The sequence below is a fragment of the Streptomyces sp. NPDC002324 genome, from assembly GCF_053593335.1.
This window is the reverse complement of the sequence record NZ_JBSFCF010000006.1, coordinates 139286-159761: the sequence shown is the minus strand read 5'-3', so window position 1 is coordinate 159761 and position 20476 is coordinate 139286. Positions and strand designations below refer to the sequence as shown.

The following is a 20476-nucleotide window of genomic DNA, read 5'->3' as shown; positions in this document are numbered from 1 at the left end:
GGTCGCCGGGGGCCGTCGCGCGTACCACGCATGCACGTACATTCGACGCCATGAACACGTCCGAGTGGTGGGAACGGCTGCCCGCCGGCATCCGTGAACAGGTCGACGGGTACGTCCTCCAGGACGCCGGCTTCCAGGCGATCCGCGTCGTCTTCACGGCCGGCCGGGCCCACGGCCTGGGGCTCGTCGAGGCCCAGCACGTCGTCAACGACCGCTACCTCCACCACAAGGACCGCGTCGCCCGCACTCCCGACAGCCCCCTCGACCCGGACTCCCTGGCCGCCCTCGCCGCCGGCTGCCCCGGCCGCGTCACCGCGATCGAGGCGGTCTGGGACGGCGACACGTTCCACGACTGGTTCGTGGAACTGCTGGCCCTCACCGCCGACCCGGCGGGCGAGCACCGGCTGGCCACCCTCTACCGGGGGACGGCCGAGCGGTACCTCGGGGAGGAGAAGGACCGGGTCATGGGCCACCCGTCGGCCGTGGCCGCCGGCCGCTGCGGCCGAGCCCTGGCCGACCGCCTCTCGGTCCCCTTCCGCTTCGCCTCCCCGCACACCCCGGACGACCGGGCCCGATGGGACGGACGGGACGCCGGGGACGGACCGGACGCGCGCTAGCCGAGCTGTGGCGGCAGTGGGGTCGCGTGGGTCACGATCAGGCCCGACACCGCTCGCGTGAGCGCCACGTACAGGCGGCGCAGGCCCGTGCGCTCGTCCGGTTCGCCGTCGACGACCGCCCGGGGCTCGTCCAGGACGACGTAGTCGTACTCCAGGCCCTTGGCGAGCGAGGCCGGGACGAGGGTGAGGCGGGTCTCGTACGTCGTCTCCTCGCCCGGCGCCAGATAGCCGATCCCGGCCGCCGTGAGCGCCTCCGCGAGCGCGGGGATCCGGGCGTCGGCGGCGATGAGCCCGGTCGAGCCCTCGTTGCGCAGCAGCTCCTCGCAGGCGGCGACGACCTGGGAGTCGTCCGTGCTCGGCCGTACGTCGAAGAAGCCCGGGTTCTCACGGACCGACGCGACCGGCGTCAGACCGGGCGCGATGTGGGGCAGGAGCCGGGAGGCGTACGTGATCACGTCGGTCGGCACCCGGAAACCGGCCGTCAGCTCCTCCACATGGGCCTCCGCCTTGCCGAGGTGGGTCAGGGCCTCCTCCCAGCTCCGCGTCGCCCAGGGGGTGGTGCCCTGCGCGAGGTCGCCGAGGACGGTCGCGGAGCCGGTGGTGCAGCGGCGCCCGACCGCCCGGTACTGCATGGGGGAGAGGTCCTGCGCCTCGTCGAGGACGACATGCCCGAGGGAGTGCGTGCGCTGCACCAGGTCGGTGGTCTCGTCGATGAGCACGGCGTCGGCGGCGGACCAGCGGGCCGCCTTCACGCTCCGCGCCGGCTTCGCCCACAGGATCGTCTTCTGCTCGTCACCCGTGAGGATCCCGTCCGCGTGCGCGGCGAGGAAGTCCGGGTCGGAGAGGAGGCGCAGGACGAGCCTGGCGGGATCGACGGGCGGCCACATCGCCTTGACCGCCGCCTTCACGGCGGTGTTGCGGGCCACCGCGTCCTGCACCCGGTCGTCCGGCGCCTCCCCGGACCGCTCCATCTGCACCAGCACGGCGTGCGCGATCCGCTGCGGCAGGGCCTCGCGGGCGGCTCCGTAGCGGATGTCCCGCTCCAGCAACTCCCGCACGATGTCCGCCAGTTCGTACGCCGGTACGCGCCAGCGACGCGAACCCCGGACGACCATCACGGGCTCGGTGGGGAGGGTGACGTGCGAGCGGACGGCCCGGCGGAGCACCTCGGCCATGCGGGCGTCGCCCTTGACGACGGCGGCCGGTGCCTCGTCCGCGCCCCGCACCTCGACGTGGGAGACGAGGTCGTCGACGGTCGCCTGCTTGACCTCCAGCTCGCCCAGCGCGGGGAGGACCTGCTCGATGTAGTGGAGGAAGGACCGGTTCGGCCCGATGACGAGGGTGCCGGTGCGGGCGAGGCGCTCGCGGTGGGCGTAGAGGAGGTAGGCGACGCGGTGCAGGCCGACGGCGGTCTTTCCGGTGCCGGGGCCGCCCTGGACGCAGAGGGAACCGGCGAGGTCGGACCGGACGATCTCGTCCTGCTCCGGCTGGATCGTCGCCACGATGTCCCGCATCGGGCCGACGCGCGGCCGCTCGATCTCCTGCTGCAGGAGCTTGCTGGTGGTGGCCGCCTCGCCGGGGTCGGAGAGGTGCTCGTCCTCGTACGCGGTGAGGTCGCCGCCGGTGTAACCGAAGCGGCGCCGCAGTCCGACGTCCAGCGGATCGGTCTTGGAGGCCCGGTAGAACGGCTGCGAGACGGGGGCGCGCCAGTCGATGACCATCGGGTCGCCGTCCGCGTCGTGCACATGGCGGCGGCCGATGTAGAACCGTTCCCCGTCCGCTCCCTCGGCGCGGTCGGCGCCGGGGGCGTGCAGATAGTCGAGGCGGCCGAAGAAGAGCGGGGTGTGGCTCAGGTCGGCGAGCGACTTGATCCGCTCCTCGATCTGGCGGGCCAGCACCTCCGCGTTCACCCAGTTCGCGGTGACGTCCTTGATGTCCAGGGCCTCCACGTCCTCCCGCATGGCGCGCAGGGCCGAACGGGAGGCGGAGAGGTGCGAACGCTCTCGGGAGAGCGGGTCTGCGGGGTCGGCGGTGGGGTCGGCGGTGGGGTCGGCGGTGGAGTGCGCGGACAAGGGGGTGCCTCCGGGTGGCCTACGGGACCTAGGGGTGTGCCTGGGAGTGCCGCCTGACGGCGGTCTTATGCCAGGGGCGGTGGCCGACCGGTTTCCGTCCGGGCGACGGCGCTCCACGGAAGGGAGGCGGGCAAGAGCGGAGAGTGTAGGTGAGGCGAGGGGCTGGAGGCCAACGAAAATTCCGCGCCGTACCCCTAGGGGGTGCGTAGGTCGCCGGTATGAGGGGGCGGGGGGACCTGAGGGTGAGCCGGGGCCTCAGCGGGTTCACTCCCCAGACCGACGTAATCCAAAGGCGGACGTTCCACCATGGAGTCATGAGTGCAGCGACGTTCATCCCCGCCTCGGCCTCCGGCCGACCCGGTCCGCCGCCCGGCGCCACCGGCCTCGACGACCACCACCACCGTCACCGCCTCGCCGACGCCCTGCGTGCCGTCAAGGTCTTCGCGAGCGCCGCCTTCGGCGTGATCGTGCTCGGTGAATACGCGGAGGAAGCGGGCATACGCCGCCGGTGAGGCCCGGCCTCACCCCGCGTACCCCCGCTCCCTCCTTGGAGTCCCGCGCCACCCGCGGGGCGGTCACCCCTGCGCCCGCCCGTCCGGCGACCCGGCTCCCGCTGCCCGCACTCAAGGCGGCCTCGGTCCTCGGCGGCACGGCGCGGCTGACCGTCCCGCCCGCGCGTCCGTCCTGCCGGCCCGCCCGGCCTCAGCCCTCCGTCAGCAGCTCGTCCGCGTCCATGATCCGGTAGGCGTACCCCTGTTCGGCGAGGAAGCGCTGGCGGTGGGCGGCGAAGTCCTGGTCGATGGTGTCGCGGGCCACGACCGAGTAGAAGTGGGCCTTGTGGCCGTCGGCCTTCGGGCGCAGGACGCGGCCGAGGCGCTGGGCCTCCTCCTGACGGGAGCCGAAGGTGCCGGAGACCTGGATGGCGACCGTGGCCTCCGGGAGGTCGATGGAGAAGTTCGCGACCTTCGACACCACCAGGACGTTGATCTCGCCCTGCCGGAAGGCGTCGAAGAGCTTCTCGCGCTGCGCGTTGCTGGTCTCGCCCTTGATCACCGGCGCGTCCAGGTGGGCGCCCAGTTCGTCGAGCTGGTCGATGTACTGGCCGATGACGAGGATCTGCTGCCCCGCGAAGCGGCGGACGATCGCCTCGGCCACCTTCCGCTTGGTCGCGGTGGTGGAGCAGAAGCGGTACTTCTCCTCCTGCTCGGCGGTCGCGTAGGCGAGCCGCTCGGAGTCGGTCAGGTTCACCCGGACCTCGACGCAGTCGGCGGGCGCGATGTAGCCCTGCGCCTCGATCTCCTTCCAGGGGGCGTCGAACCGCTTGGGCCCGATGAGCGAGAACACGTCCGACTCCCGCCCGTCCTCCCGGACGAGGGTCGCCGTCAGCCCCAGCCGCCGGCGCGCCTGCAGATCGGCGGTGAACTTGAAGACCGGAGCGGGAAGGAGGTGCACCTCGTCGTAGACGACGAGCCCCCAGTCACGGGAGTCGAACAGCTCCAGGTGCGGGTAGACGCCCTTCCGGCGGGTCGTCAGCACCTGGTAGGTGGCGATGGTGACCGGCCGGATCTCCTTGCGTGTCCCGCTGTACTCGCCGATCTCCTCCTCGGTCAGCGACGTCCGCTTGATCAGCTCGTGCTTCCACTGGCGCGCGGAGACGGTGTTGGTGACGAGGATGAGGGTGGTCGACTTGGCCTGCGCCATGGCCCCGGCCCCGACCAGCGTCTTTCCGGCGCCACAGGGCAGCACGACGACCCCGCTTCCGCCGTGCCAGAAGTTCTCCACGGCCTGCTTCTGGTAGGGGCGCAGCGCCCAGCCGTCCTCGGCCAGCTCGATCGGGTGGGCCTCGCCGTCCACGTATCCGGCGAGGTCCTCGGCGGGCCAGCCCAGCTTCAGCAGGGTCTGCTTGATCTGCCCGCGCTCGGAGGGGTGCACGGCGACGGTGTCCGGGTCGATCCGGGCGCCGACGAGCGGAGTGATCCTCTTGGACCGCAGGATCTCCTCCAGCACCGGCCGGTCCGTGGTGGTGAGGACGAGGCCGTGCACCGGGTGCTTGGAGAGGGTGAGGCGGCCGTAGCGGTCCATCGTCTCGGCGACGTCCACGAGGAGCGCGTGCGGTACCGGGTAGCGGCTGTACTGCACCAGCGCGTCGACGACCTGCTCGGCGTCGTGCCCGGCGGCGCGCGCGTTCCACAGGCCGAGCGGGGTCACCCGGTAGGTGTGGATGTGCTCGGGCGCCCGCTCCAGCTCGGCGAACGGCGCGATGACCCGACGGCACTCGTCCGCCTGCTCGTGGTCGACCTCCAGGAGCAGCGTCTTGTCGGACTGGACGATTAGGCAGGACACACATACCTCCGGAGATAGGGTCGTCTCATGACAGAACCAACGTCTGTCACAGCACGGGCTATGCCCCGTGCCCGACGCCGGAAGGGCGTCCCGGCCGGCGCGCCGGGGATGCGCGCCGCTATCTATGTTCGCCTATCGCGCGAAACCGACGAGACGACTTCGCCGGAACGCCAGCGCGCGGCCTGTGAAGCGCTGTGCGAGGCACGCGGCTGGGAGGTCGTAGCCGCCGAAGAGGACATTGATGTCTCGGGCTTCTCACGAGGGCTCGAAAGGCCGGGACTGCAACGCATCCTGACCAGGCTCGCCGAGCTGGATGTGATCGTGTTCTTCAAGATCGACCGGCTTGCACGCTCGACGGTCGACTTCGCGGAGATCATGCGACTCGCCGAGCACCAGAGCGTTGCGCTCGCGTCGGCGACGGAGCCGCTCGACCTCACGTCGTCCATGGGCCGGGCCATGGCGAAGGTGATCGCGGTCTTCGCCGAGCTGGAGTCCGACACCATCGGGATGCGGGTGTCCAGCGCGCACGAGCACCTGCGCCGCGAGGGCCGCTACACCGGCGGCCGGGTCCCGTACGGGTACATGGTCGTCCCCAACCCCAACGGGGCGGGCAAGCTCCTCACGGTCAACGAGGACGAGGCCAAGACGATCAAGCGGATCGTGGAGCGGGTCCTGGCCAAGGACTCGCTCATGCAGATCATCAACGACCTCAACAAGGAGGGCGTCCCGTCGCCCGGCCACTCCTCACGCCAGACCACGGGCAAGCGCAGCGACTCCAAGCAGTGGTACACGACGACGCTGCGCAGCATGCTCGGCAACCCCCAGTTGCTCGGCCAGGTCATCGAGGACGGAAAGCCGATCCTGCGGACGGACGGCCTGCCCCTGGTCAACCGCCCGCCGATCCTCGACACGGACACCTGGCAGACGCTCCAGGACGAGTTGGAGCGCCGGGCCAACCCCGGTGAGAAGCGCCGCGAGGGGACGTCGCTGCTGCGCGGCATCATGCACTGCGGAGTCTGCGGTGAGCGCATGTACACCTTCAGCGGGCGCAACGGTCAGCTTCGGTACCGGTGCATCGGCCCTCTGAAGTACCGCCAGCGGGCGGCGAAGGGGGAGGAGAAGCCGGGCGTGAAGTGCTACGGGCCGACCGTGGCGGGGGTGACCACCGAGGAGTACGTCATCGAGCGGTTCCTCGCGAAGTACGGGCACCTTTCCGTGATGCGGATGGTCCAGGAGGTGGGCGAGGACTTCCGCCCGCAGATCAGGCAGGCCGAGGAAGCATTGGCCGATCTGCAGAAGGATCGCTACGACCGGGGCTTGTTCAGGGGAGACGACGGAGCGATCCGGTACGCGGAGCAGTACGCCAAGCTGGAAGAGCGACTGGCGACCCTGAAGGAGAGGCAGCGAACGGCGAGGCCGGGCGGCGTGAAGGCGGAGCCGACCGGCGAGACGCACGCCGAGCAGTGGAAGCGCTCGGACGTGGCCGGCAAGCGAGATCTGCTGTTGAACGCGGGCGGTTACGTCGAGGTGGCACCCGCGCGGCGTGGCGGCAAGAAGCTGGACACGTCGCGTCTGTCGGTGTACTTCGGCGAGGAGGGCCACATGCGGCGGGCGGCAGCGGCGAAGGAGAGCGGACGGGAGACCGAGGCGGGCGACGGCCAGGGCTGACGCCGACGTCACCGGACACACGCAGCGGCGCCCCCACCGGACGGACGAGGTGGGGGCGCCGCTGCGTGTGTTCAGGTCAGGTGGCGTGCTGGTCGGCGTTGTGCCAGGGACCGATGACCTTGATAGAGGTGCGGCAATACGACAGCGCCGCACCGTCGCGGGTTGTGAACTCGACTGTCTCTGCAACGAGTGCGCAGAGGGCATCCCCGTCTGTCTCGGACAGTGCCGTCCTCAGCGTGGGGACGGACTCTGCCAGGTCCCATGAGGGGGAACTGAGGCGGAAGCCGCCGAGGGCGTATGCGTCGGCGAGGCGGAACGAGAGGCGAGTACTGGGCTGGGGGTCATAGCGGGGTGCGGCTGTCAGCAGGCCGGCCCTGATGGATTCGGGACCGGAGATGACTACCCGCATGGAGGTTGATCGGGGCAGCACTTCGAAGCGGTCGGCTTCGTGGCTGTCGGGGGACGGCGATTGCCTGCCGAAGAGCTGCCCGATGACCGTGGCGACTTCCGCGCGCGGTCGTGGCAGGGCTCATTGTGGATTGTGCGGCCGATGGGCGCCTGAGTGCCGGCTCTGGAGTTGAATCGGCTGATGGACATGGCCTCCCGAGAGACCCGGTGCCCCTCAGCGAGGTCGTCGCAGTACTGCAGGGCCTTAACGAGTTCGGTGTTCCCTCGACCGACTCGGATCCCGCCAGGCATCCGGAAGCGCCGACGAGCGCACCGTCGGCAAATTCGTCGCCGACTGGCATGTCGCGGCGATTGGCCTGTGCCCTACGCGTCATCAGCGTCGCGCTGGATGCACAACTGAGCGAGGGAGACAACGCCGATCGACGCCTTGTGTGACCAGGGCCACTCCTACGGCACGGGCAGCGCCATCAGCCCCTCCGCTGACCAGTCCAGCTGAGACAGCAAGCGCATCGGACCGGACCAATCGAGGCGAGGATCAGTCCGATGCGGGACCAGGCACCCGACGCGCAGACCGAAAGTCACCTGGGCGTCGCGATCCGCGGTGAGGAATAGAGGAACTGGTCCTTGCCCAGGGGTTGTTCCTCGACCTTGCCACGCCACAGGAGTACGGCGTGGCGCTGCTCCCAGAAGAACACGTACACGCCCTTGACAATCCGTTCCGGTACAAAGAAGACCGCCCAACCGATGGCCCAGGGATCCCAGAGCAGGCCGAAAACCAGGGAGGGCAGTCCGACGATGAGAACGAAGCCTCCGTCGAAGCTGCGGCGCAGGGACTCACGCGGGGCGGGGAGTATCGCCTCGGGGTCGGTCAGGGGGACTGCGCTCTCGAGATCGTGCTTCTCGCCGCCCAGCCAGTGCAACCGGGTCGAAACCGCCAGCAGGCCGAAGAGCGCGCTGGCCCCTGCCAAGTACAGCAAGAGAGGCACCTTGGCGCTGTCGACCTGCGGCAGCCCGCGCACGCCGAAGACCACGGGCGCGGTGACGGCCACGGCAACTCCCGCCTCGACGACGGTTATCAATTGATGGTGAACGTAGCGCACCACGGTTTTCCCCCTCCGCGCGCGCCCGCCCGGGACGGACGCAGCATTTACTATGCACACCGCGCGCGCCTCGGCAAGCCGCCCGCCCCGTCGGCTCGATACCGACATGCGCCGTCGGCTGCCCGTTCGCACGGCGTTGGCGGAACCTTGGCGTCAACGTCGGGCTCTGGGTCACCCGGGTGACTTCTGGGCCTCGCGATGAACGCCGGCCCATCTCCCCGGCAGAGCCGCGGTCACTTGCCGAGCCCGTCGGCGCCGATGGGCGCCGACCACCGGACAACTGGCCTGCCGTGAAGGGGGCATCGGGGTCCGGGATCTGGTGAAGGCCAGCCGCAATCCGCCAGATCAGACGGCCCGTCGTCGCAAGCCGGCGACTCAACATTCAGGCATCCCACCAGCAAGATCGCGATCTACTGCTGGACTACTAGCCACCCCATCGCCTCGACGACTAAGCCCAGCGGCCCAAGCAGATTCCTGCTCATACAGCGGGTCATGCCAGGACGCAACCTTGATGGCACGACGGCACGCAGAGACCGGCGATCACCGCCGTCGACGATCGGCGTCGGTGCTCTTCCTTAGCCTGTCGAGTGTGCATCACACCTGATCGTATTGACGATGAGGGGACCATTCACACGCGGCACCTTTCGATTCGGCCAAACGTCCAGTGTGCCTGATCAACGAGGCTTTCCGTGGCGCCCAGCCCTCCGGATCCCGGTCTTATTACATGTCTATTCATTCCGATGAGTGGCGGGAATTCAGATTTGCGGCAAAAGTTCCGAAGAATGCGGACCGTGCAGCCAACCACCCCGGCAGACCCGGTCACCCCGTCCGTCTCTCCGCAGGGCACCACGCTCGGCTACGCCCTCTTCGCCACCCGCTGGCTCCAGGCACCGCTGTACTTCGGTCTCGTCGCGGCACAGGGGGTGTACGTCTACAAGTTCTTCAACGAGCTGTGGACGTTAATCGTCAGGTGCGTGGGCGGCAACGCCTCCGAGACGTATGTGATGCTCGCCGTGCTCAAGCTGGTCGACGTCGTCATGATCGCCAATCTGCTGATCATGACGATCGTCGGCGGCTACGAGACCTTCGTCTCCCGAATCGGCCTCCAGGGCCACCGCGACCAGCCGGAATGGCTCTCGCACGTCAACTCCAACGTGCTGAAGGTCAAGCTCGCCACCGCCATCGTGGGCATCTCCTCCGTCCATCTGCTCCAGATGTTCGTCGACGTCCACCACACCTCGCACCACGCGCTGCTGTGGGGCACGGTGATCCACATGGCCTTCATCGCCTCGGCGGTGCTCCTGGCGTACATGTCGGGCCCGATGCTGCGCGAGGACAAGGGACACGGCTCCCACCACGGCCCGACCGCCGCCGCCCCGAAGCAGCCGCCGGGCCCGCCGCCCGTGCCGCTGGAGCCCACGGAACACCGGTGCCCTGGGGAGCCGTCGCAGCCGACGGAACCGGCCCGGCAGCGGGGCCCCGTCGCCCCCGCTCCGCCGAGGGGCCCGCTGCCGATCCCGGCCCAGGCCACCTCGTACGAGAACTACCTGAGCCACGACGGCCGGGGCTCCTTCCGCGAGCACGGGATCCACGAGCACGAGACCCGGTTCACGCGCGGCGGGGCCCGGCTCGTGCCGTACGAGACCCGGCGCACGCCGCCCCTGGCCGAGACCGGGGTCGAGGGGCGGGTGCGGGCGGCCGGTTTCCCGGCGCGCAAGCTGCTGGAGGACTTCGACACGAGCCACCCGCGCTCCTTCGACCGGCGGGTGCTGACCCGGCTGGGAACGCTGGACTTCATGGCCGCCGGGCGGAACGTGGTGTTCGTCGGCGCCCCCGGCACCGGCAAGACGCATCTGGCGATCGGGCTCGGCGTACGGGCCTGCCAGGCCGGGCACCGGGTGCTGTTCGCGACCGCCACTCAGTGGGCCGCCCGCCTTGCCGGGGCGCGCGCCGAGGGCAGGCTCGCGGAGGAACTGTCCGCGCTCGACGCCTGCCCCCTGCTGGTCGTCGACGAGGTCGGCTACCTCCCCTTCGACACGGACACCGCCCGGCTGGTCTTCCAGCTGATCGCGCACCGCTACGAGCGGGCCTCACTGATCGTGACCAGCGACCGGCCGCTCGGCCGCTGGGAGGAGATCTTCGGCGGGGCCGCCCCCGCGATGGTCGACCGCCTCGCGCACCACGCCGAGATCGTCCGCCTCGAAGGGGACAGCTACCGGGCCGGCCGCGCCCCTACTTCAGCAGGCTGACGTTCTGGATCAAGGGCCCCTCCACGCCGACGCCCTCACCCACCAGCGTGCCGAGTTCGGGGAGGGGCAGGGGCGGGTTGGCCGCGGCCGGGGAGGAGAGGACACCCACCAGGACGACGGCGGCGACGACGGAGACGAGCGTGAGGACGGGACGCATGCGTACGGGTGGGCCTTTCGAGCGCAGGGGAGTCGATCTCGATCGGACACAGGGTGGCTGCCCCGCCGCCCACCCCACGATGCGCCCGCCCCCACGTGATCGCTCATCGGAGGGAAATCACCCGATGGCCTGCATGAACTCCGGTGTACGCCCATACGGGTGAGCGACGGGAAGCGACTTGATCAACACGGCCGTGACCGGGGCGGCGGCGCCCCTCAGGTCGCGTCGTCCGCCAGCTCCGCGACACCCGTGATCCGGTGCAGCGGGAACGTCCGTACCTCGTCCGCCGTGTGGTCGTACGCCGTCACGAAACCGCCCTCGACCCGGACCGGGGCGATGACACGCTGGCTGGCGGAGCCCTCAGCGTTGACGTAGCCGATCCACAGGGCCTCGCCCGTGAGGACGGCCGCCTGCATCGTCGCCAGGGTCTCGGCGGAACCCGTGCGGGGCAGCGCGCCGGCCGGGGCCGGGTCCCCGGTCGTCCGCCGGGGCGCGGTGGAGGCCAGGTCACCGGCGCGGATGGCACGGATCGCGGCGCCCAGCAGCGTGTCGTCCGGGGCCGGGGGACCCTCCGGGACCGGCTCCGGGGCCGTGCGGGGCGGGGTGCGGTGGGCGTGCGCCCGGGTGATCAGCACGTCGCCCTCCGCCGACTCGGCGGCCGGCGCGTACCCCATCGCCCGCAGCCCGTCGAGCAGCGCCGCGGGATCCGTCTGGGCCGCGAGCACGGTCGGCGCCAGCCGCCGCAGCCCGAGCCCCTGCGACCGCTTGTCGGCGAGGATCTCGCTGAGCATCGCGTCGTCGTCGCAGCGCACGTACGCCGACGCCGCGCCGATCCGCAGATGCCCGTGGCGCCGGGCCACGTCGTCGATCAGGTACGCGAGCGGCTGCGGAACCGGTGTACGGGAGTGGGCGGTCAGGAAGTCGTGCAGGTCGGAGGCGCTTCGGCCCGCGTCCAGCGCCCGGCGCACCGACCCCGGCGTGAACCGGTACACCGTCGCGCCACCCTTCGACTCCACGTCCGCCAGGACGCCCAGCGCGTCCGCCAGCGGCCGCTTCAGCGGGCCCGGCGCGACGGCCGTCAGGTCCGCCTGCAGCAGCACGTGGTCCAGCGGTTCGGGGAGCAGTGGCGCGAGCAGCCGCGCGGCCCGGGAGGCGGCAGCGGCCCTCTCGGCGACCGGGTCGGCGGACGGCGCAGGAGCATGCGGCAGGGGGACGTGATGGGCGGGGAGCTTGTCGCCGGGGGTCTCCGGCAGATCGGCGCCGGCCCCGGCCTCGTGCGGGAAGCCGAGGAGGGCGCGGCCGTGCGAGGACAGCGCGCCGCGCCCGGTGACCCCGAGCGACTCGGCCTCCGACAGGGTCCAGCGGGCGATCCGGGCCCGCAGATCCTCACCCTGCCCGGTGTGCGAGGCCCCCGGCTGCGGTGACGGGGACTGCCGGCCGCCGCGGGTGGGGCGTTCCCAGTGCAGACGGGCCAGTACGGAGTCGGGGGCGGCCGACGTGCCCGCGGGCAGCCCGGCCAGCAGCGCGAGGACCCGGTGGCGCACCTCCGGCGCGGCCGAACGGTCCAGACCCGGGCCCAGCGCCGACAACGTACGGTCCTTGGCGTCCCGTTCGCCGATCACCCCGGCCGTACGGGTCGCCGACAGCCAGGCCGTGGCCAGCCGCGCCCAGCGCTCGGCGGCGGGCAGCTCCAGCCACTCGTCGTACGCGGGGGTCGCGGCGTACCGTTCGTCGGCCTCGCCGTCGGACGCCAACAGTCCGGCGGCATAGGCGAGTTCGACCCAGAACGCGGCGACCTGCTCGGACAGGTCCAGGGCCACGGCGGTCCGCTTCAGATCCCGCACACTGAGCCCGCCCGCGCGCAGGACACCCGGCCCGCCCTCGTCCCAGTCCTTCAGCAACTCCTCCACGGTCGCCAGCGCGGTGTACGCCTGACCGGCCGCCGTCGCGTCCACCACCTGGGGACGGTGCGCGGCCGACGCCTCCACGGGCGGCGGCACCGGCCGCACCTCCCGATGCGCCCGGCCCGCCCGCAGATGCAGGGCGACCTCGCGCGGCAGGACGACCGTGCCGGGCGCGGTCGGCAGCAGCAGCCCCCGGTCCAGCAGCCAGCGCAGATGCGCCGCCGGGCTGGCCGTGACCTGCCCGTACGGCGGCCCCCACACCAGGCGGGTCAGGACGTCGAGGGACTCGGGGGGCGCGGCGGCGAGGAGCGCGGCCATGCGGCGACGGTCGCAGAAGAGGCCGCTGAGGGCGGTGACGGCCGACACCGAGTCATGGGTGCTCGGCAGACCCGCCTCCGCCACGATCTCCTGCACCCGCCCCGGCGACATACCCGCCGTGGCCTCCGCGACGGTCGGTCCGAGACCGGTGGGGGACGGGTGCTGCGGAGAGGGGGCGAGCAGCTCACGGGCCGTGCGGACGAGCCGCAGACGGTCCTCGGGGCCCCACACCAGGGCCTGGTCGCGCAGCGTGCCGAGCGCGTGGGGCAGCGCGGCGGTGACGGCGGGGTCGGCCTCGTCACCGGCCAGCAGGCCCGCGAGCTCGCCGTACGACGCCGGGTCGGCCGCCACGGCCAGGGCCTGCGCCGTCTGCAGGGCGAACCGGTCCAGGCGCTCCAGGGCCCGGACGACCGAGGCGCGGGTCCCCGCCCGGGTCGCCAGTTGGGTCAGGTCGGTCGGTACGGGCGTGATGAGATCCGGCCGCGCCCGGAGCAGCACGGCGAGCGAACGGTCGTCCCGCCCGCGCAGCGCCTCCGCCAGCGAACGGGGGGCCCCACCGGCAGGCGCCGCCTCCGTGGGGGTGTGCTCCTCGGTGCTCATCCGGCCAACGTTAGCGCCTGGGTTCCGCCGGGCCGGGGCGCCTCATGGGTCGGCGTGCGGGTGCGTCGGCGGGTGAGGGTCCGGTGCGGGGCCGGTGGGGGTGGGGTCGCGCAGTTCCTCGCGGCTTTCGCGTGGTCGGAAGCGATACCGTCGGGAGGAAGTACGCGCGCCAACCCCGGAGGGGCTTCGTGGGGATTGAGAGCGACCAGGTCGTCTACGAGTATCTGAGCCGGGTCGGTGATCTGGCTCAGCAGCGGCAGTTGCCGTCGGCGACGCGGATGCGTCTGGTGGCGGGGCTGCGCGACGAGATCGACCGGCGGCGGGCGAAGGCGCCGGTGGACAGCCCGGCCGCCGTGCGGCGCATCATCGCCCGCCTCGGTACGCCGGGTGAGGTCGTCGAGGCGGCCGGCGTGCCCGGCGACGTACCGGAGCCCCGGGCCGCGGCGGTGCCCGTGCAGCGGGTCACCGGTGCGGACGGGGACGACGGGGACGACGCGCACGGGGCCGGGGAGCCGGGCAAGGGGCTGCGGCGGGTCGTACCGCGACCGCGTCCCGCCGACGCCGTGCCGCCGTCGGCGGGCGGTGCCGCGCCGCCGCATCTCGCTCCGCTGCACGAGCTGGGCGACGGGGATGCGCAGCCCGACTGGTGGCGGGTCGGTGGGGGGCCCGGGGGCGGCGACATCGGGTTCGGGCTGGGGGATTCCGTGCCCGGGTTCGTCGGGGGAGTGGAGATTCCCGAGCTGCTGAAGGCCCCGCCGCCTCCGGTGGAGGCGGCGGAGGAGGTGGCGGGGAAGGCCGCTGCGGCCGAGGGTGCTGCCGCCGCGCCTGCCGCGGCCCCCGCACAGGAGGGTGGGGCTCGGCGGCGACGGTTGCCGTTGCCCCGGCTGCGGGCCCCGGGAGGCGGGGGGTGGAGCAATCCGCTGCTGCTGCTGGCCGCCGCGTTGCTGGTCGCGGGGGCGGTCATGGGGAGTCTGGTGCCGCTGGGGCTCGGGTGGCTGATCGCCTATCTGTCGCGGAAGTTGACGCCTTCCGAGTCGAAGTGGGCGGTCATGGGGATTCCGGGGGTGGTGGCCGCGGGCGGGGTCGTCTGGCTGTGGGGGCGCACGGACGGGCGTTGGGGTGAGCCGATCGCCAAGGGCCACATGGACGCGGCGCTCGCCGGGGCGTGGCCCTGGATGCTTCGGATCGCGGCGGTGTCCTCCGCGCTGTACCTGCTCTGGCGCTCCCAACGCGCCCGGTGAGCGCGGGGCGCGGGACGCCCGGAGGGTGTGGTTCGGTTGTGGGCAGGTGCGCTTGTGGGCGGGTGCGGCCCGGTGGGGGGCGCTTGCGCAGTTCCCCGCGCCCCTAAAAGCCCAGGCCCCCGCGGGCCTGGAAGAGGACGGCCCGCCGGCCCGAAAAGCATGGGGCGCAGCCCCTGCTTTTCAGGGGCGCGGGGAACTGCGCGACAAGCCCCCACCGGGCCCGCACCCGCCCCCCCACCGGACCCGCCCCCGAACCGCAACCCCGCCCCCACAGCCAGACGACCCCACACTCGCCCCTCCCCCCGACCCCACACGACCCCCGCCCCACAATGGGCGTATGACTTCTCGCGCACTCACCGTCGGGTTCGATCTCGACATGACGTTGATCGACTCACGGCCGGGCATCCACGCCTGCTACGAGGCGCTGGCGGCGCGGACGGGGACGTACATAGACGCCGACCTGGCGATCACCCGGCTCGGCCCCCCGCTCGCGGACGAGCTGGCGTGCTGGTTCCCGGCGGCGGAGATCCCGGCGATGGCGGACCTCTACCGCGAGATGTACCCGGCGATCGCGATCGCCGCGACCCCCGCGATGCCGGGCGCGCCGGAGGCCATCGCGGCGGTCCGCGCGGCCGGTGGGCGGGCGATCGTGGTCACCGCCAAGTACGAGCCCAACGCCAAGCGGCACCTGGAGCACCTCGGCATCGAGCCCGACGTGGTCGTGGGCGACCTGTGGGCCGAGGCCAAGGCGGCCGCGCTGCGCGAGCACGGCGCGAGTGTCTACGTCGGCGACCACACCGGCGACGTGCGCGGCGCCCGCACGGCACAGGCGTACGCGGTCGCGGTCGCCACCGGGCCCTGCGACGAGCGGGAGCTGCGCGAGGCCGGCGCCGACGTCGTCCTCCCGGACCTGACCGCGTTCCCCGCGTGGCTCACCACCCACCACCGGCCCTGAAGCGTCGGGGAAGCGTCAGGGACGCACCTCGCGCGCCCTCCTGCGCCCCGCCGCGACGGACTGCAGGACTCCCGCGCCGGAGATGAGGAAGCCGACGCCCATGAGCATGCTCAGGACGAACATGTAGGTCGGGAAAGGACTCGTCCCGAGGAACAGCGGCGCCACGGTGACGAGAGTGGCCACGGCGCCGACGAAGAACACGATGGCACCGGCACGGATCAGCCGGTCACCGGGTTCGGCGGAATTCGGTTGGGTTTTGTCACGCACCCGACCAGGGTAGTTCCCAGCGCGAGGGAACAGTCGGCCGACGTCTTGTCACCCGCCCCCGGACCAATAGGCTGGGGACCGGCGGGTCCGACGACCCGCTGCAGTGCTGTCCAGAGCAGTTCGCGCCCACCGAGAACACCTTCAGAGCACTTTCCATACGCAGTTTCCGACGAGTACGAGGACGAGGACAGACGTGCCTACCGGCAAGGTCAAATGGTTCAATACCGAGAAGGGCTTCGGCTTTCTCTCCCGTGACGACGGCGGTGACGTCTTCGTCCACTCCTCCGTACTGCCCGCCGGTGTCGACACCCTGAAGCCGGGCCAGAAGGTCGAGTTCGGGGTCGTCGCCGGTCAGCGCGGTGACCAGGCCCTCTCCGTGACGATCCTGGAGCCGGCCCCGTCGGTCGCCGCCGCCCAGCGCAAGAAGCCCGACGAGCTGGCCTCGATCGTGCAGGATCTGACCACGCTGCTGGAGAACATCACGCCCATGTTGGAGCGTGGCCGCTATCCCGACCGCGCCGCGGGCGGGAAGATCGCGGGTCTTCTCCGTGCCGTGGCCGACCAGTTGGACGTGTAGAGCGACAACTTCCGAGGTGGCTCAAGGGAATTCGAGCGCGTCCGGGCCGAGGGGCGGTACCAGTCCCTCGGCCGCCGCACGTGTGAGCAGTCCCCTGACCGCCGCGTAACCGTCCTCGCCGAGGTCGGCCGTGAACTCGTTGACGTACAGGCCGATGTGCTGGTCGGCGACGGCCGGGTCCATCTCCTGGGCGTGTTCGAGGACGTAGGGACGGGAGGCCTCGGGGTCGTCCCAGGCCGCGCGGACGGAGGCGCGGACCGTCTCCGCGAGCCCGGTCAGGGTGTCGGCGCCCAGCGAGCGCTTCGCGATGATCGCGCCCAGCGGGATCGGCAGGCCCGTGGTGTCCTCCCAGTGCTCGCCCATGTCGGCGAGCTTGTGGAGGCCGTAGTTCCGGTACGTGAAGCGGGCCTCGTGGATGACGAGTCCGGCGTCGACCTTGCCGTCCCGCACGGCGGGCATGATCTCGTGGAACGGCAGCACCACGATCTCGCCGACCCCGCCGGGCAGGGTGTCCGCCGCCCAAAGGCGGAAGAGGAGATACGCCGTCGACCGCTCGCTCGGCACGGCCACCGTACGGCCGGTGAGGTCCGTGCCCGGCTCGCGCGTCAGCACCAGCGGGCCGCAGCCCCGCCCGAGCGCACCGCCGCAGGGCAGCAGCGCGTACTCGTCGAGGACGTACGGCAGCACGGCGTACGACACCTTCAGTACGTCGAGTTCACCGCGCTCGGCCATGCCGTTGGTGATGTCGATGTCGGCGAACGTCACGTCGAGCGCGGGCGCGCCGGGGATCCGGCCGTGCGCCCAGGCGTCGAAGACGAAGGTGTCGTTGGGGCAGGGCGAGTACGCCATCCGCAGTCCGCCGGCCCCGGCGGGAGTGGTCGCGCGGTTCATGGGCGTCGCCTCAGTGTTCGTGGGGCTCATGTGACTCGTAGGGCTCATGGGGGTCCCAACTCTCCAGTACGGGCGTCAGCTTCCCGTAGGCCTCGGTGAGTGCGGTCAGCGCGTCGCCGATGCGCCAGGCGGCGCGGTCGCGCGGGCCCACGGGATTGGAGACGGCGCGCAGTTCGAGGACGGGCGTGGTGTGCGCGGCGGCGGCCTCGGCGACCCCGAAGCCCTCCATCGCCTCGGCCAGCGCGCGCGGATGCCGGGCCCGCAGGGCGGCCGCGCGCGCCGCGCTGCCGGTGACCGTGGAGACGGTGAGCACGGTGCCCGCGCGGGCGCCGGTGGCGGTCGCGGCGGCGTGGACGAGGCCGTGCGGGGGCCGGTGGGTGACGGTGCCGAAGCCCAGGTCGGTGACCGGGACGAAGCCGTCCGGGGTCTCGGCGCCCAGATCGGCGGCCGTGATCTCGTCGGCGAGGACGAGCGAGCCGAGGGGGGCCTCGGGCGGGAAGCCGCCCGCGATACCGGCGGACACGACCAACCCGTACGGCCTGCCCGCGAGGACCGCCGCGGTCAGCGCGGCGGCGGTGGAGGCGGCGGCGAGGGCGGGGCCCACACCGGCGGCGAGGAGGTCGTGCTCGTGCGGGGACGTGCGGAAGCGGTGGAGGGTCCCCGCCGGGAGGCGCACCTCGGTGGCGGGGCCCGGGAGCGCTCGTGCCACCGCGTCCCGTTCGGCGGGGACGGCGGTGGCTACGAGGATGCGCATGGGCGGCGGCAGGGGATCAGGCGTCCGGGTTCTTCAGCTTGAAGTTCCACACGCCCTTGATCGCCGAGCCCGAGGCGTTCTGCTCGACGATGCTGATCGTGAGCGACTTCTGGGCGGGCTGACCGGGCTGGGTGGCGAAGAGGCCCGGGTTGTCGAACGACCAGTACGTCTTGTCGAAGGTGTCGCTGGTGGCCTGCTCCCCGTTGATCCACAGGGCCCAGCCCGTCTTCGCCACCTCCGGGTCGACGCCGATGCGCAGGGCCTTGCCCTCCGGCAGTTCGATCGACTTGGAGGGCTTCTCCTCCGCGCACTCCTTGGCCTGAGCGGCGTCGAGGGTCCGGTAGCACTCGGCCTCGGCGCTGATCGATTCGGTGCCGATCGTGACGGTGGCCATCGGCGTCGGCTCATCGCAGGCCGACAGGACGAGAAGTCCGGCGGAAACGGCGCCGAGAGTGGCTGCGGCGCGACGGGAACGCGGGAAGGTCATGGGCGAAGGCTATCTGGCCCGTCCAGGGGTGCCCCTACGTGGGGTACGGCGTGCCGGGCCGGTCGGGGATCCGGTCAGGCCACACGGGCGCGGGGGGCGCCGCCGTGGCGGGCCGAGGAGAGCAGGCCCCGGACCGTGGTGAGCCAGCCCGCGGCGACGATCGCGGCGGCCACGGCCATCCCGAGGGTGCCGTTGAGGGGGAGGGCGATACCGATGGCGCCGCCGACCACCCAGGCCATCTGCAGCAGGGTCTCGGAGCGGGCGAAGGCGGAGGTCCGGACGAGTTCGGGGACGTCACGCTGGATCAGGGCGTCCAGGCACAGCTTCGACAGGGCCTGCGAGAAGCCGGCGACGGCGGCGAGGCAGGCGATGAAGAACGCGCTGAAGAACAGGGCCGCCGTGATCGCCACGCCGAGTTCGACGGCGACGACGGTCACGATGATCAGCTCCGGCGACCGTTGCTTCGCCCACGCCCCCACGGCCGTGCCCAGCGCGTTGCCGAGGCCGGCGGCCACGGCCACCATGCCGAGGGAGACGGCGGCGCTCTGCCCGTGGAGGGGGTGGATGCGCAGCAGGAAGGCGAGGAAGAAGATCAGGAAGCCGGAGAGGCCGCGCAGCGCGGCGTTGGCGCCGAGGGCGTGGGTGACCGCCGGGCCGACCGTCCGCAGGCCGGGCCGTTTCAGCGTTCCGCTGCGGTGCGGGCCGTGCAGATGCTCGGGGTCGGCCGCGAGCAGGGCCCTGTCCTCGCCCTTCGCGGAGTCGACCTTCGCGGGGAGTGTGAAGGAGAGGAACGTCCCCGCGACGAAGATCACGAAGGCGCCGTAGAGCGGCCAGCGCGGGCCGAGTGCCTGGAGTCCGGCGCCGATGGGCGCGGCGACGCCGGTGGCGAGCAGACCGCAGAGGGTGACGCGGGAGTTGGCCTTCACCAGGGAGAACCGGGGTGGGAGGAGGCGGGGTACGACGGCGCTGCGGACCACTCCGTACGCCTTCGACGCGACCAGGACGCCCAGGGCGGCGGGGTAGAGCTGGAGGCTGCCGGTCTCGACGGCGCCGACGAGGAGCAGGGCGAGGAGGGCGCGGGCCAGCATCGCGCCGGCCATCGCGGCGCGGCGGCCGTGCGGGAGGCGGTCGAGCAGGGGGCCGACGACGGGGGCGAGGAGGGCGAAGGGGGCGAGGGTGATGGCGAGGTAGAGAGCGACTCGGCCGCGGGCCTCGTCGGTGGGGACGGAGAAGAACACCGTGGAGGCGAGGGAGACGGTGATCATCACGTCGCCCGCGCCGTTCACTCCGTGCAGTTCGATGAGTTTGCCGAGGCCGGACTCACCGGCGCCGTGGGCGTGGGTGGCTCTGCGGATGCCTCGGGCGGGGCCGGTGAACGGCAGGTGCAGGGCGCGGCCGACCGAGCGGACGGCGCCGGTCACCCGACCCGATCCGCGCGCTCCGCTCCGCTCGGCGCCGGTCACCTCGTCATAGTGCCCCGAGAAGGGGGACCGTAGTGCGTTTACCGCTCGGATGGCCCCGGGGGTGGGGGTTGCCGCCGTGGGGGTGGGCGGGGGTTGGTTGTGCGTGTGCGGGTTGGTGGGGCTTCTCGCGCGGTTCCCCGCGCCCCTGGAGGGCTGGGGCTGCGCCCCTGGCCCTTCGTGCGGTCGGTTGTGTGTGTGCGGGTCGGTGGGGCTTCTCGCGCAGTTCCCCGCGCCCCTGGAAAGCCGGGGCTGCGCCCCGTGCTTTCGGGCTGTCGATCCGCTGGTTTCGGGTGCGGGCCTGTTGGGGTCGGTTGTGCGTGTGCGGGTTGGTGGGGCTTCTCGCGCGGTTCCCCGCGCCCCTGGAGGGCTGGGGCTGCGCCCCTGGCCCTTCGTGCGGTCGGTTGT

General features: G+C 72.1%; 18 protein-coding genes. 7 read left to right on the top strand and 11 right to left on the bottom strand.

What is annotated here, in order from left to right; translation table 11 throughout:
* Positions 1–50: 50 nt before the first annotated feature.
* Positions 51–617, top strand: a complete 567-nt coding sequence (locus tag ACWCRJ_RS11335; RefSeq protein ID WP_450939043.1) for a hypothetical protein — start codon at positions 51–53, stop codon at positions 615–617.
* Here the strand turns inward: ACWCRJ_RS11335 and ACWCRJ_RS11330 are convergent.
* Positions 614–2689 (bottom strand): HelD family protein, encoded by a 2076-nt coding sequence (locus tag ACWCRJ_RS11330; protein ID WP_450939042.1) that lies wholly within the window; start codon positions 2687–2689, stop codon positions 614–616. The genes ACWCRJ_RS11335 and ACWCRJ_RS11330 overlap by 4 nt on opposite strands.
* Before the next feature lie 314 nt (positions 2690–3003).
* Between ACWCRJ_RS11330 and ACWCRJ_RS11325 the strand changes: the two genes are divergently transcribed.
* Complete coding sequence (locus ACWCRJ_RS11325) at positions 3004–3201, top strand: hypothetical protein (protein ID WP_334658743.1); 198 nt, start codon at positions 3004–3006, stop codon at positions 3199–3201.
* A 190-nt stretch (positions 3202–3391) separates the two neighbouring features.
* Here the strand turns inward: ACWCRJ_RS11325 and ACWCRJ_RS11320 are convergent, their stop codons facing one another.
* Positions 3392–5032 (bottom strand): DNA repair helicase XPB, encoded by a 1641-nt coding sequence (locus tag ACWCRJ_RS11320; protein WP_450939041.1) that lies wholly within the window; start codon positions 5030–5032, stop codon positions 3392–3394.
* 60 nt (positions 5033–5092) lie between these two features.
* Between ACWCRJ_RS11320 and ACWCRJ_RS11315 the strand changes: the two genes are divergently transcribed.
* Positions 5093–6700, top strand: coding sequence for a recombinase family protein (locus ACWCRJ_RS11315; RefSeq protein ID WP_450939040.1), 1608 nt, complete (start codon positions 5093–5095; stop codon positions 6698–6700).
* A 76-nt stretch (positions 6701–6776) separates the two neighbouring features.
* Here the strand turns inward: ACWCRJ_RS11315 and ACWCRJ_RS11310 are convergent, their stop codons facing one another.
* Positions 6777–7109 carry a hypothetical protein gene (locus ACWCRJ_RS11310; RefSeq protein ID WP_450939039.1) on the bottom strand — a complete coding sequence of 111 codons (333 nt, stop codon included), beginning with the start codon at positions 7107–7109 and terminating at the stop codon, positions 6777–6779.
* A 577-nt stretch (positions 7110–7686) separates the two neighbouring features.
* Positions 7687–8211 carry a hypothetical protein gene (locus tag ACWCRJ_RS11305; RefSeq protein ID WP_450939038.1) on the bottom strand — a complete coding sequence of 175 codons (525 nt, stop codon included), beginning with the start codon at positions 8209–8211 and terminating at the stop codon, positions 7687–7689.
* Between the two features lie 779 nt (positions 8212–8990).
* Between ACWCRJ_RS11305 and istB the strand changes: the two genes are divergently transcribed.
* Complete coding sequence (istB, locus tag ACWCRJ_RS11300; RefSeq protein ID WP_450939037.1) at positions 8991–10457, top strand: IS21-like element helper ATPase IstB; 1467 nt, start codon at positions 8991–8993, stop codon at positions 10455–10457.
* Here the strand turns inward: istB and ACWCRJ_RS11295 are convergent.
* Both ACWCRJ_RS11295 and ACWCRJ_RS11290 read right to left on the bottom strand, forming a co-directional pair.
* On the bottom strand, positions 10441–10614 hold the full coding sequence (locus ACWCRJ_RS11295; protein WP_450939036.1) for a hypothetical protein: 174 nt from the start codon (positions 10612–10614) through the stop codon (positions 10441–10443). The two genes, istB and ACWCRJ_RS11295, sit on opposite strands and share 17 nt — an antisense overlap.
* Before the next feature lie 215 nt (positions 10615–10829).
* Entirely contained in the window at positions 10830–13436 is a 2607-nt protein-coding gene (locus ACWCRJ_RS11290; RefSeq protein WP_450939035.1) for a helicase-associated domain-containing protein, read from the bottom strand.
* A gap of 188 nt (positions 13437–13624) precedes the next feature.
* Here ACWCRJ_RS11290 and ACWCRJ_RS11285 point away from each other — a divergent pair, with 188 nt between their 5' ends.
* Positions 13625–14677, top strand: coding sequence for a hypothetical protein (locus ACWCRJ_RS11285; protein ID WP_450939034.1), 1053 nt, complete (start codon positions 13625–13627; stop codon positions 14675–14677).
* Between the two features lie 337 nt (positions 14678–15014).
* On the top strand, positions 15015–15632 hold the full coding sequence (locus ACWCRJ_RS11280) for an HAD family hydrolase (protein WP_450939033.1): 618 nt from the start codon (positions 15015–15017) through the stop codon (positions 15630–15632).
* Between the two features lie 15 nt (positions 15633–15647).
* On the opposite strand, the gene ACWCRJ_RS11275 is transcribed toward ACWCRJ_RS11280, so the two are convergent.
* A complete protein-coding gene (locus ACWCRJ_RS11275; protein ID WP_450939032.1) occupies positions 15648–15899 on the bottom strand; it encodes a hypothetical protein in 252 nt (83 codons plus the stop codon).
* 193 nt (positions 15900–16092) lie between these two features.
* Here ACWCRJ_RS11275 and ACWCRJ_RS11270 point away from each other — a divergent pair, with 193 nt between their 5' ends.
* Complete coding sequence (locus tag ACWCRJ_RS11270; RefSeq protein ID WP_319368057.1) at positions 16093–16476, top strand: cold-shock protein; 384 nt, start codon at positions 16093–16095, stop codon at positions 16474–16476.
* 21 nt (positions 16477–16497) lie between these two features.
* Here ACWCRJ_RS11270 and ACWCRJ_RS11265 read toward each other — a convergent pair whose 3' ends face one another.
* The 4 genes from ACWCRJ_RS11265 to ACWCRJ_RS11250 form a co-directional block, all read right to left on the bottom strand.
* Positions 16498–17367, bottom strand: coding sequence for a 1,4-dihydroxy-6-naphthoate synthase (locus ACWCRJ_RS11265; RefSeq protein WP_450939031.1), 870 nt, complete (start codon positions 17365–17367; stop codon positions 16498–16500).
* A 10-nt stretch (positions 17368–17377) separates the two neighbouring features.
* A complete protein-coding gene (locus tag ACWCRJ_RS11260; RefSeq protein WP_450939030.1) occupies positions 17378–18121 on the bottom strand; it encodes a futalosine hydrolase in 744 nt (247 codons plus the stop codon).
* Between the two features lie 16 nt (positions 18122–18137).
* On the bottom strand, positions 18138–18608 hold the full coding sequence (locus ACWCRJ_RS11255) for a hypothetical protein (RefSeq protein ID WP_450939029.1): 471 nt from the start codon (positions 18606–18608) through the stop codon (positions 18138–18140).
* A 74-nt stretch (positions 18609–18682) separates the two neighbouring features.
* Positions 18683–20029 carry an MFS transporter gene (locus ACWCRJ_RS11250; protein WP_450939028.1) on the bottom strand — a complete coding sequence of 449 codons (1347 nt, stop codon included), beginning with the start codon at positions 20027–20029 and terminating at the stop codon, positions 18683–18685.
* Positions 20030–20476 lie beyond the last annotated feature (447 nt).